The sequence below is a fragment of the Paenibacillus terreus genome (assembly GCF_042138595.1).
GTDB classification, from domain to species: domain Bacteria; phylum Bacillota; class Bacilli; order Paenibacillales; family Paenibacillaceae; genus Paenibacillus; species Paenibacillus terreus.
In genome coordinates, this window is sequence record NZ_JBHIRX010000009.1 from 57833 (window position 1) to 69906 (window position 12074).

General features: G+C 48.8%; 11 protein-coding genes and 1 pseudogene. 10 read left to right on the forward strand and 2 right to left on the reverse strand.

The window, feature by feature from the left end:
• Positions 1-116: 116 nt before the first annotated feature.
• From ACE5KN_RS16835 to ACE5KN_RS16860, 6 genes and pseudogenes are all read left to right on the forward strand, one after another.
• Positions 117-467 carry a VOC family protein gene (locus ACE5KN_RS16835; RefSeq protein WP_375526159.1) on the forward strand — a complete coding sequence of 117 codons (351 nt, stop codon included), beginning with the start codon at positions 117-119 and terminating at the stop codon, positions 465-467.
• Between the two features lie 67 nt (positions 468-534).
• The gene (locus ACE5KN_RS16840; RefSeq protein ID WP_375526239.1) at positions 535-1905 is read left to right on the forward strand and encodes an MDR family MFS transporter; all 1371 of its coding nucleotides are present in this window, start codon (positions 535-537) and stop codon (positions 1903-1905) included.
• 151 nt (positions 1906-2056) lie between these two features.
• Positions 2057-2632: a PadR family transcriptional regulator gene (locus tag ACE5KN_RS16845; protein ID WP_375526160.1), complete on the forward strand. Its 576-nt coding sequence runs from the start codon at positions 2057-2059 to the stop codon at positions 2630-2632.
• 392 nt (positions 2633-3024) lie between these two features.
• Complete coding sequence (locus tag ACE5KN_RS16850; RefSeq protein ID WP_375526161.1) at positions 3025-3630, forward strand: nucleotidyltransferase domain-containing protein; 606 nt, start codon at positions 3025-3027, stop codon at positions 3628-3630.
• Positions 3631-4020: 390 nt separating this feature from the next.
• Positions 4021-4375: pseudogene (locus tag ACE5KN_RS16855) on the forward strand (transposase); the annotation flags it as partial.
• A gap of 522 nt (positions 4376-4897) precedes the next feature.
• On the forward strand, positions 4898-5455 hold the full coding sequence (locus ACE5KN_RS16860) for a pyridoxamine 5'-phosphate oxidase family protein (RefSeq protein ID WP_375526162.1): 558 nt from the start codon (positions 4898-4900) through the stop codon (positions 5453-5455).
• A gap of 54 nt (positions 5456-5509) precedes the next feature.
• On the opposite strand, the gene ACE5KN_RS16865 is transcribed toward ACE5KN_RS16860, so the two are convergent.
• Positions 5510-6007 (reverse strand): DEAD/DEAH box helicase family protein, encoded by a 498-nt coding sequence (locus tag ACE5KN_RS16865; protein WP_375526163.1) that lies wholly within the window; start codon positions 6005-6007, stop codon positions 5510-5512.
• 165 nt (positions 6008-6172) lie between these two features.
• Complete coding sequence (locus ACE5KN_RS16870; protein ID WP_375526240.1) at positions 6173-7384, reverse strand: ROK family transcriptional regulator; 1212 nt, start codon at positions 7382-7384, stop codon at positions 6173-6175.
• A gap of 563 nt (positions 7385-7947) precedes the next feature.
• Here ACE5KN_RS16870 and ACE5KN_RS16875 point away from each other — a divergent pair.
• The 4 genes from ACE5KN_RS16875 (at position 7948) to ACE5KN_RS16890 (ending at position 12074) form a co-directional block, all read left to right on the forward strand.
• A complete protein-coding gene (locus tag ACE5KN_RS16875) occupies positions 7948-9210 on the forward strand; it encodes an ABC transporter substrate-binding protein (protein WP_375526164.1) in 1263 nt (420 codons plus the stop codon).
• Between the two features lie 6 nt (positions 9211-9216).
• A complete protein-coding gene (locus tag ACE5KN_RS16880) occupies positions 9217-10158 on the forward strand; it encodes a carbohydrate ABC transporter permease (RefSeq protein ID WP_375526165.1) in 942 nt (313 codons plus the stop codon).
• Between the two features lie 113 nt (positions 10159-10271).
• Positions 10272-11033 carry a carbohydrate ABC transporter permease gene (locus ACE5KN_RS16885; RefSeq protein WP_375526241.1) on the forward strand — a complete coding sequence of 254 codons (762 nt, stop codon included), beginning with the start codon at positions 10272-10274 and terminating at the stop codon, positions 11031-11033.
• 21 nt (positions 11034-11054) lie between these two features.
• A complete protein-coding gene (locus ACE5KN_RS16890) occupies positions 11055-12074 on the forward strand; it encodes a Gfo/Idh/MocA family protein (RefSeq protein WP_375526166.1) in 1020 nt (339 codons plus the stop codon).

Sequence of the window (12074 nt, forward strand, 5' to 3'; positions counted from 1 at the left end):
TCTTTTTTACGTAGCTCCTCACCATTTTTTCATAAAATATATCAATATGATATGTTTACTTATTATATTATTTTGATATAATAAAATCGATCAAACGAATAAGGAGGAAATATAAGATGTTCAAAAGCGGCAATGTGACTGTAATGGTAGCGGATATGAAAAAGGCGGTAAAATTTTACGCGGAAACCTTGGGATTGGAGCTGCAGCACGGTGACGGGCATTTTGCGCAAATCGCGGCACCTGGATTGACGATCGGTCTTCTGCATCTTGCCGGAGAACAAGGTTCCCTTCCGGAAAAATCGGGCTGCATGACCATAGGGTTTGAGGTGGAAGACATGGAATCAGCCATCGAAACGCTGAAAACCCGCGGCGTTCAATTCCACGATTCCGTGGAAGGCAAGGCGGCTAATGTCACGCATTTCAACGATCCTGAAGGCAATACCCTTTACTTGGTTTGCAATCGTTAAACCAAAGGGCGGCATAAAGAAAATGTAAGGAGGCGTTTTTCGCATGGCCTCGAAAACCAAGGTCAACATGGTTGTCGCCGGTCTGCTGGCAGCGATGTTTATTGGCGCTTTGGATGCGACCGTCGTCGCCACCGCTACCCCGCATATGATCAAGGATTTGCACGGCGAGACGCTGTTCAGTTGGGTGTTTGCGGTTTATACGTTGACCACCTGCGTGGCGACCCCCATTTTCGGCAAGCTCGCCGATTTGTTCGGGCGCAAACCCGTGTTCGCCGCCGGCATCGGTTTATTCGTGCTCGGTTCCATCTTGTGCGGAGCCGCGCAATCGATGAAGGGCCTCATTTGGTTCCGGGCTTTGCAAGGATTTGGCGCCGGGGCGCTTGCGCCCGTGTGCTTTACTGTCATCGGCGATTTGTTCTCGGGCAAGCAGCGCGGCAAAATGATGGGTTTCTTTTCGTCCGTTTGGTCCGTGGCTGGCCTTCTCGGCCCGCTAATCGGAGGCTACTTCGTCGATCAAGTTTCCTGGCGATGGATTTTCTACATCAACGTGCCGATCGGCATCATCGCCCTGCTGCTGGTGGTCGTATTTTTGCACCAGCCGATCGAACGTCAGGCGAAAAAAATCGATTATCTCGGCGCGATTATGTTTACCATTACTTTCTCCGCGCTGTTGTATGCGCTGCTGAGCGGCGGGTCCCGGCATTCCTGGGATTCCCCGGTGATCGTGGGGCTGTTCGCGGCATCGGCCGTATGTTTTATGTTGTTCCTCTGGATTGAAAAACGGGCGGAGGAACCGATGATCCCGTTATCGATTTTCCGCATCCGCGTATTGAACGTCACCAATATCAGCGGATTTCTGACGTTCAGCATTACGACGGGGTTGACGGTGTACTCGCCGATCTGGATTCAATCCGTGCTCGGCAATTCCGCGATAAGCTCGGCCCTGATCGTTATGCCGATGTCGCTGACCTGGCCGCTCGCCTCCAACATCGCCGGACGGCTCATGTACCGGGTTGGGGTGAAGGCATCGATCGTATTCGGCTCATCGCTCGTCATGGCAGGCTCCATCTGGCTGATTGCGCTTCAGATGAACTCGCCCTACGTATTTTGGATCGGTATCCTCGTGCTAATCGGACTGGGAATGGGGTTCGTTGCGACGCCCTCCACCGTTGTCGTGCAATCGGTCGTCGGCTGGGAAAAACGCGGCGTCGCCAACGCTTCCAGCATGCTGGCCCGTGCGCTGGGCCAAACGGTCGGTATCGCGGTATTCGGCACGATTTACAACCAGTATGTAACCATAATCGGCTCCAAAACGGAGCTGACTGCCGGAATGCATGCCGTTTTTCTGCTCATGTTGGGGATCGCGATTGCGAACCTGTTCGCCGTATCATTCCTGCCGAAACACCGCCAAGTGATGGCGCAGCAGCATTCGGCGTAACGGCAGTGTAACAAAGCGAAATACCGGAACCGGCCGCAAACGGATGCGGCCAGGTAAAGCCGCGACCTGCGGCTTTTCTGTTTTTTCAGGCAGCCGTATGTTATACTGTTGTTTGCTTAAAAGCAGTAAACCTACAAGGGGGGCCTTTCGTTTGTACGAATTGTTCATACTCGGCGAATTGATGAATAACCCGATGCACGGCTATTTGCTGCATCAGATTTTGAACGGGATCGTTGGTCCTACGCGAAAAGTCAGCTGGGGGGCGATTTATCCGCTGATCCACGGCATGCTTGCGGACGGGCTGATCGAACAGGTTCCCGATGAGCAACCGGAGGGTGCCAAACAAGGAAGAGGAAAAAAAGTAAAGACTTATAAACTTACGGACGAAGGCAGAATACGTTTTTTTCGGTTAATGGAAGAACCGATTCCATATTCGCCGGATTACGAGCTGCATTTTTATACGAAACTGAAAAATTTTGAACTGATCAGCAAGGAATTGCAGTTTTTAATTTTGCATCAATACAAAGATTACCTGCGTTATGAAATCCGCCACGAGGAAGAACGGTTGGAATATGCGAGCAAAGACGAACGGATTCCCGGCGGGGAGCAGAAATATATTCAGATCTTTTTCCGGCATAGGTTGGAAAAGCTTCGATTTGATGAAACGTGGGTAATGCAGTTAATCGAGAGCCATCGCGTGGATGGACAAGGGCTTGAGCGGGAGTGAAATTGAAAGGCTTAAGGATAGCAGTTCATTAATAGGATGGGGGCGAGCTAAAAAGGCTGGCCCCTTTGTTTATTCCTCACACGCTTTTATTTTCTGGATATTCGGAATATTTGATTGAAAGTCATTCAATATAACATAGTGATCTAAAATCAGAATATATGGTTTTCTGTCGATAACTTGGCGAGTCGTATACTTATCGTTTTGTCGTAAAAGAGGCCGGGACACACTGGCATCACTCCATTGATAATGTACAGTAACCTACTGGGAGGGTCAATTGTTGAATAAAAAACATCTGTTGATTTTGAAACAAATGACGCGAAAGGGCGAAAATATCCTATTTTGATTTACTTTAGCAATCCATGACTTGAACTGAAAGCGAAGGAGTGGGTTATTTGAGATTGGACATATATAATTGGATGCCTCTATCCATACCGGAAATTCATGATATCTTCTCTGAAATACCGATTCATTGGTGCATTGCCGGCGGTTGGGCACTGGATTTACATCTTGGTAAACAAACAAGGAAGCATAGCGATGTAGACATTGCGATTACAAGGGAGCAGCACCTGCTTGCATATCAATATTTAAATCAAGATTGGGTTTTATATAAAGCAGAAGAAGGCAAACTTACTCTTTGGCAAGACCAGGAATACTTGCATACAACAAATGATATATGGGTTAGCAGAAGTAAAGATGCCCCGTTTGTTTTTCAATTGATGCTATTGAATACAGAGGGGACCTCGTGGAAATACAATCGAAATCACTTGATAACAAGACCGGTCTATGAGTTGTTTCTAAAAACAAAGGAAGAAATACCTTACATGAGACCCGAGATCCAGCTCCTTTATAAAGGAGGGGCTTCTCAAGTAAGGGAAAAAGATTATCTGGATTTTCAAACCGTACTGCCAATTCTTTCACCTAAAGAAAAGGCATGGCTGAAATCCTCACTAAACCTTCAATTTCCGGAAGGACACGAATGGATTTCTTCTTTAAAATAGTTTCTTCAGACGAGGGCAATTGAAACCCCGCGGAAAGTTGCCTTACTCCTTGCATCTTCCGGTTATGGATTACCTTGTCCAAAATTTCGCGGGTGGTTAAAAAGATGGGTGATTTTAGTAGAGTGGAGGAGTAAACGCCGTTCCGGGGATGACGAGCGCCCGGTCCAAACTAGTCGACCGATCACCACCCTATATGCTGCACTTGAGTATAAGATAACCTGAGATATATATTCATAAGTTTGGGATTTCTATCCGCGCGCGTCCTTCTCGTTGAATGATACCCTACATTCAAACTGTAAGGCAAAAAGAATAACTGAATGCAACTCAGGATGAAGGTAAGAACCGGCCGATGTGGTATTATCCCCTCATGGTAGACAACGAAAAAGTACCGATCTCTTACTTGTTTCGAGAACAGTGGACATACTTAGCGAGAAAACAGATCTTACCGGTGTTCCCCTGCATTCTGACCAAGGGTTTCAGTACACCTAAAGCCATTTAACCGAAAACTCAGAAAGCTTGGAGTCATTGGCAGCCATTCTAGGCGTGGAAACTGCTTTGACAATGCTTGTATTGAGTCATTCTTTTCCCATTTGAAGACCGAAAAAATCTATCTATTCCATCTAAGTCGATTTCGGAGTTGGAACAGGCTATTCAAGAGTACGTTTCGTTTTATAACCATGAACGTTTTCAGAAGAAACTAAACGACCGTTCCCCAGTGGAGTACCGAGAAACGGTCGCAGCATAATGGTGTCTTTTTATTCTTGTCTACTTGACAGGGTTATGACCAAGTCGAGCTGGCACCTGGTCCATAATAGATGTATGTAGGTGAATAAATATACAAATCCAGATTTGCGGGAATTCTCACTAATACTGAAAATGGGTATCTTATCCGGCGTTTACAAAGGAACTCCTCTCATTAAATATGAAAACACGCCTTGATGCATCAGCATTTTTCGGTTGGTTTTTCTCACTAAATATGACAACACACAAGTGAGTAACCATTATAATTGAGACAGATTGGCGGCCTTGATTCATCAGAAACATGGATGAGTCAAGGCTTATTTCGCCTCATTCATAACCTGAGTGTATCTATGCCAGTTAAGAATATATTTAATTTATGCAGCGGCTTCGAATACAATGAGCGTATAGTCAAGCGTGAGATCACCGCGGCAGCAAGTGATTCGTCCCGAATGCCATAGTTGGCGCGGCCAAGGTGGTGTTCACGTGTCATTCGAACTAAAATACAAGTTTTGCGGAGGGGATTCAATTGGGAAAACAATTTCCGGCCATGCTTCCGGAGCACATGGACTTTATCCGAAAGCAGCATCTGTTCTTTGTCGGAACGGCACCTATATCGCGGGATGGTCATGTCAATCTGTCGCCGAAGGGATATGACAGTTTTCGGATCATGTCCGAGTCTAAGGTCGCGTATTTGGATTTGACCGGCAGCGGCAATGAGACCAGCGCCCATCTCGAAGAGAATGGTCGAATTACGATCATGTTCTGCGCATTTCAGGGACCGCCGAACATCATGCGGCTGTACGGAACCGGCACCGTAATTCTCCCGGAGGACAGCGAGTGGGAGGGGTTATACGGAATGTTCGATCCGCTGCCTGGAGTCCGGCAGATCATTGTGGTCGATATATATAAAGTCCAGACGTCCTGCGGTTATGCAGTTCCGTTCATGTCGTACGAAAAGGAGAGGGACACGCTGCAGCGGTGGGCGGAGCAAAAAGGTGAAGAAGGCTTGCGCAGTTACTGGCAGGAAAAGAACATGAGCAGCCTTGACCGATTGCCGACGTCACTAGGGAAACGAAACGTATAGGGACATAGTGATCAGTTCAAGGCTTTAATGTCGGAAGCAAGATTTCTCTTTTGTTCAAATGTACCGAAGAACCCACTCTTTTATTAGAGCTGCAACTATAGTGACATCACAATCCGTTGTATAGATGGTAGGCATAGGTGGGGAAAAGTCCTTATCGGCCATATCAAGCAATGCTTTGGCAAAGTTTTTGTGGTCCTGTATCATTTCTTCTGACCAATTTCTTTCACGCAAACGTTTCTCACGTGTTTCTTCATCACAGTGCAGGTTCAGATAATATACATGCTTGAAACAAGGAAAGTCTGCACATTTTTCAATATCCCAAGGCATCATGGTTCCGCATAAAATAGTCATGCGCCCGCTTTGGGCGGTATTTCGTGCAACCCGAAGCCAAATATTCCGTATTTTCTCCCAATCCTGTCCAACAAACTCGATCATATCATCAGGGTCAAAAACATCAAAATCAGGCATTATAGCGCGCAGTTCTTTCACGACATATGTTTTCCCTGACCCGCTGGCGCCTGTGACAATAAATAAAGGCAATTTATTTTCCATTTGTTATCCCCTCCCTTTATGCAATTATATATTCCCATAGCTTTTTTAAAACAAAGAACAGACTATTGAGCAGCCTCTTACCAGCCTCAATAGTCTTTCTTTGTTCATAATTGTTTGCGAAAAGGATGGGGCCAGCCTTATTGTTTTGCTTGAGGTTACAGCATTTCACTTTACCTGCTGCGAAGACAGCGAAAAACGGAAAAAATCCTGCAGCAGCACCGAAGCCGCACCCACCAGCTTGGCATCTTTGCCAAGGGAGGAGGTAACGATCTGCAGCGGGCCGGAATTCAAAGTCAGCGCGTGTTTCGCAACATAGGAGCGAACCCGTTCAAGCAGCATGCTGTCTTCCAGGATCAGTTCGCCGCCCAGGATGATCGCTTCCGGATTAAACAGATTGATGAGATTTACGAGACCAGGGCCCAAATAACCAGCGATTTCCTCGGTGATGTCAACTGCCAGCGTGTCGCCCTGCTGCACGGCTTCGTGGAACATTTCGGGCGTAAGCTGCGGCGGGGGTCCACCTGCAGGAGCAAGAATGGTATGTCTTCGACGGGAGATGGAAGTAACGATCCTTCCGTAAACCGCGGGCCAGCTGATATAGTTTTCGAGACATCCGTAGTTGCCGCATTCGCAGCGGATGCCGCTGCGGTCCACGCTGGTATGTCCGAATTCGCTGGCGCCTCCTTTTTTACCGCGCAGCACCGCGTCATTGATGATGATGCCTGCCCCGACACCGTCGCCAACGGTAACATAGATCATATCGCTGTAATGCCTATTGCCGATCTGCTTTTCCGCGAGAACGATGGCGTTCATATCATTTTCTACCCATACCTTGACCCCGTAGCGTTCGGCAAGAATGTCCCTGATTGCGATATTTTGCAGCTGCAGCTTGGAATTGTAACGAACAATCCCTTCTTTATGATCGACAATGCCCGGGACCGCCACCGATATTCCGATGCATTTGTTCAACTCCATGTACTCTTCGTTCAATTGATCGATCAGGCCAATGGCCGCCTGTATGACCTCTTCGCCATACAGCTGCTTGACGGCTAATGATTTGCGTGACAGGATCTTGGCTTCCAGATTCACGTGGGCCGCTTCGATAATAGAGTTGGAGATGGAGACGCTGATCAGGTAAAAGTTGTTGGGAGCGAAGCTGACCATGATCGGCTTTCTGCCTCCGCTCGACGCGCCGGCGCCCAGTTCGTCGACAAATCCCTCTTTAATCATTTCCTGGACAGCCGTCGCCACGGTCGTGGGGCTGATTTTATTCATTTTTGCAATTTCGCTCCGGGAAATAGGCCCATGCTTGCGGATCGTATTCAGGATGATGGAGCGGTTCAGTTCCTGAATGAGCTTTAAATCCCCTGTTCGCATTTTTTCCAAGTGATCACTCTCCAACTTAATTCACTTACTGGAATAACAAAAACTTTTTATAACATAAATATAACAGAGGTCTTGAAAAAAACATAATGCTTTGTAATAATGTAAATCAAACGTAAGGCAAGCGGTACCAAGTTTACGAAAGTCCTCAAATTCCTCTGTTTAATTAACTTTTTATATATAAATGATCATGTGATTCGTTCGATTCATACCCTGAATACTTTATTTTTTTAACATGGATAGACGTTTTCTTATATCAGTTTCACAGGTTTCACGTTATTTATTCATTCATATAGCTCTTATTTTTTTGACCACTTATTTCATTCGTTGGAGTAAGTGATTTTCCCAACGCTGTTATGCCGACCATTCTGTATGGAGGTGATGTCCCAATTCTTCACAGGCTGTACGTAATTAAGCGACCGAGGCGAGTCATCCGCACCATTCCATGACCGGCTGTGCTGCCGTCGTGGCGAAATGCTTTCATTGCCAGGTAATCATTGACATGTCAGTGCCGAAAGCCGGAAGTTGAAAACACTTTGATTGCTGGAGGGTTCGCGATGAAAAAGACAGGTATATTGTTCATGTCACTTTTGTTGATGGTATGCGTAACACTTACAGCTTGCGGCGGAGGAGAGAGCGCTGCCGGAGGAAAAGGCAAGAAGACGATCAATCTTGCGCTGTGGGATGAAAATGCGAAGGAATTTGTGGACAAATCCATCGCACTTTATAAAGAGACCCACCCTGATGTGGAGGTCAAGGTCACTTATACGCCTTTTGCAGACTATTGGACGAAGCTGAAAACCAGTCTGGCCGGCAAAGGCGGTCCTGATGTGTTCTGGATGAACGGGCCCAACTTTTATAGTTATGCGTCCAGTGGATTATTAAAAGATCTGCAGCCGTTGATTGAGCAGAGCAAGATGGATGTCTCCGTATATAACGAACTGCTCCGCAATATGTACACCTATGAAGGCAAGCTGTACGGAATTCCGTACTTTCAGGATGTCGTGGGACTCTATTACAACAAAGAATTGTTCGACAAGGCGGGTGTTGCATACCCGGATAATACATGGACATGGGATACCCTGGAGCAAAATGGCCGGAAGCTGACGGACAAGGAAAACGGGGTATACGGTTTTATCGCACCAGTCATCGACAGCCAGCCAGGTTATTACAACTTTATAGCCCAGGCAGGCGGATATGTGATCAGCGAAGACAAGACCAAGTCCGGATTCGATTCGCCGGAAGCATTGGCAGCGTTTGAATGGATGGACTCTTTGATCAAGGCAGGCATCTCGCCGACCGCCCAGCAGCAGCTGGAAACGGAACCGAAGCAGATGTTTGCATCCGGCAAAGCGGCGATGTTCCCGGCGATCTCCGTAAGTGTGCCTGAACTTCATGGCATTCTGGGGGACAAACTCGGGGTGGCGGAGCTGCCGGCAGGCAAGCGCAAAGCCAGCATCGTGCACGGGCTGAGCTGGTCGATCAACAAGAGCACCGAACATGAACAGGAAGCGTGGGAGCTGATCCAGGCGCTTGCCGGGGAAGAAGGCAGCAAGTATTTGGCTGAAAGCGGATTCAGCATTCCTGCATATAAGGGAGCGGAGGAAGGATGGCTGAAGTCCGTGCCGGGTCTGGAGCTGACGGTATTCACGGACAGTCTGGAGTTTGGCGTGCAGTACCCGATTTCGGAAAAAACAGCGGAGTGGCAGGCGGTAGAAACGAAAGAGCTGCAGAACGCTTTCCTCGGCAAACAGTCCATTCCGGATGCCCTGCATAAAATCGCCGCCGAAATGAACGCCATTCTGGAAACCGAGAGGTGATCCGTCATGTACGAAGCTGAAATGACCGGAGTCCAGTCCAAAACGGCCGGAGTGAAACCCAGAATGTCCAGACTGGGCTGGATTGAGGCGATGTGGGCATACATATTCATCAGTCCGCTCGTGCTTGGGCTGTTCCTGTTCTACATGGCCCCATCCGCCGTATCCCTTGCGTTGTCTTTTACAGACTGGGACGGGCTTGCCGCCCCCGCGTTCACCGGACTGGCCAATTTCCAGCGGTTAATGGAGGATCCCGTATTTCTGAAGTCACTGGGGAATACATTTCTGTATACGATTGTGTCCGTGCCTGTCACAACGGCTCTGGCGACGATCCTGGCCGCACTGCTCAATCAGCCCATCCGGGGCAAGACCGTTTACCGTACGCTCTACTTCATTCCCGTCATTACGATGCCTATCGCCGTTGGCATGGTGTGGAGATGGCTGTACAACTCCGAATACGGGCTGATCAACTACGTGCTTGGACAGCTGGGCCTGCCGCAGCCGAACTGGCTGTTCGATGAGAACATCGCATTGTTCTCGATCATCCTCATCAGCATCTGGAGCGGTATCGGGTACAGCGCCGTCATTCTCCTGGCCGGATTGCAGGGGATATCAGGGTCATATTACGAAGCGGCCGCGATCGACGGGGCAGGCAAAGTACGCCAGTTTTTTCAGATTACGCTTCCTCTGCTTACGCCCAGCCTGTTTTTTGTCGTCGTGATGTCTTTCATTAATTCGTTTCAAATTTTTGATCTCGTGTACATTATGGTGGGCAAGCAGGATTCCATGCTCGATTCGACCCGAACAATCGTATACAGCATCTGGGAGAACGGATTCAAATATTTTGACATGGGTTATGCATCCTCCCAGGCGTTTGTACTGTTTGTGGTCATTCTGATCTTTACGATCGTGCAAATGATTTTCCAGAAAAAATGGGTCCATTACCAATAGGGTCACCGATCCGGTGAAAGGAGGGGTTCATCTTGGCTACGAATACGGCAGTGAGGCCGAACCGCGCCGGAGGCATATGGAAGCATATCGTGCTGGCGGCGGGAGCGGCTGTAATGATTGTGCCTTTCTTGTGGATGATCTCGACTTCGTTAAAGTCGTACGCGGATTCGATGCAGATACCGCCCGTATGGATACCGCCTGAGCTTCACTGGGACAATTATGCGAAAGTATTCGATAAAATCCCGTTCATGGAGTATTACCTGAATACCTTATTGATGACCGCCGGCCGAACGGTCGGCCAGCTGCTGATCTGCTCGATTGCGGCATTTGCCTTTGCGTGCATGCGGTTTCCGGGCAAAAATATCATTTTCATCGCTCTGCTGTCGGTCCTGATGGTTCCCTCCCAGGTCGTCATGATTCCGAGCTTTGTCATCATGCGGGATCTGGGATGGCTGGACACGTTCTACGCACTGATTATTCCGGGTATGTTCAGCGCCTTCGGCACCTTCCTGCTGCGCCAGTTTTTTCTCGGGCTGCCGCGGGATTTGGAGGAGGCCGGTAAAATAGACGGCTGCAGTTATTTCGGTATTTTTGCAAGGATCTACCTGCCGCTGTCACGGTCTGCGCTTGTCTCGCTGGCGATCTTCACGGTGATGGCTTCATGGAATGATCTGCAGTGGCCTTTGATCATGACCAGCTCGGACGAAATGCGTGTGCTCTCCATTGGCGTCTCGACGTTCCAGGGACAGCACAGCACGGATTATCCGCTGTTAATGGCCGCAGCAGTGATGACTACACTGCCCCTGATTATCGTATTTATATTTCTGCAGCGCTATTTCATTGAAGGTATTGCGATGAGTGGCATTAAAGGTTGAATGACAAAGGAGATGGGATCTGTGATCAAGGTTGTGGTGATTGGCGCAGGAACAATGGGCAGTACACATGCCCAGGCATATGAGCAGATGGAAGGCGTACAAGTGGCAGGAGTGGTCGATATCCAGCCGGAACGGGCGCAGTCACTGGCCGAAGAGGTGCATGCCCGTCCATTTGCTTCCTACGAGGAAGCGATGTCGGCTCTGGATGATGTCGATGTGGTGGATGTGTGCCTGCCTACTTATCTTCATAAACAATATGTGCTCCAGGCTGCGCAGGCAGGCAAGCATGTCATCTGTGAAAAACCGCTCGCCCGTCATCTTGCGGATGCGGAAGAGATGATTGCGGTGTGCAAGCAGCATGGAGTGAAGCTGTTTGTCGGGCATGTACTGCGTTTCTTCCCTGAATATGCGCAGGCCAGAACGGTGATTGAAGCTGGTGATCTTGGCGAGATCGGTGTCGTGCGGACTTCCCGGGGCGGCGCTTTTCCGCGCGCGTGGAACAATTGGTATGCAGACTATTCGTTAAGCGGCGGGCTTACGCTCGATATGATCATTCATGACTTCGATTATTTGCGCTGGTGCTTCGGCGAGGTGGACAGAGTTTATGCGAAAAGCTTGCGCGGGCGCGTGTATGGGCAGATCGATTATGCGCTCGTCACGCTTCGCTTCCAGAGCGGAGTCATTGCGCATGTCGAAGGCACATGGGCGCATGAATCATTTGCCATGAGTTTTGAAATCGCGGGGAAAAATGGGGTTCTTCATTTTGACAGTGCCCGGGATAATCCGGTTACAGCCGTAAGCCGCAACGAGGTGCAGGGTGGGCCCGGGGTCGCCGTACCGGAAAGTCCGCTCCGTGAAGGCACCTATTATCGTGAGCTGAAGCATTTCATGGATTGTATTGCGAACGGAAGCGAGCCGCAGATCACGGCGGAAGACGGACTGGAGGCCCTTCGCATATCACTGGCCGCACTGGAGTCCATGGAAACGGGCAAACCGGTCACGCTGATTCATAAATCATCTGTTATGCAGCATCAATCTTAA

Excerpts from the sequence above, each read along its gene's own strand:
- ACE5KN_RS16835 (WP_375526159.1), top strand. The coding sequence starts at position 117 with ATGTTCAAAAGCGGCAATGTGACTGTAATGGTAGCGGATATGAAAAAG.
- ACE5KN_RS16840 (WP_375526239.1), top strand. The coding sequence starts at position 535 with ATGGTTGTCGCCGGTCTGCTGGCAGCGATGTTTATTGGCGCTTTGGAT.
- ACE5KN_RS16865 (WP_375526163.1), bottom strand. The coding sequence starts at position 6,007 with ATGGAAAATAAATTGCCTTTATTTATTGTCACAGGCGCCAGCGGGTCA.
- ACE5KN_RS16870 (WP_375526240.1), bottom strand. The coding sequence starts at position 7,384 with ATGCGAACAGGGGATTTAAAGCTCATTCAGGAACTGAACCGCTCCATC.
- ACE5KN_RS16875 (WP_375526164.1), top strand. The coding sequence starts at position 7,948 with ATGAAAAAGACAGGTATATTGTTCATGTCACTTTTGTTGATGGTATGC.
- ACE5KN_RS16880 (WP_375526165.1), top strand. The coding sequence starts at position 9,217 with ATGTACGAAGCTGAAATGACCGGAGTCCAGTCCAAAACGGCCGGAGTG.
- ACE5KN_RS16885 (WP_375526241.1), top strand. The coding sequence starts at position 10,272 with ATGATTGTGCCTTTCTTGTGGATGATCTCGACTTCGTTAAAGTCGTAC.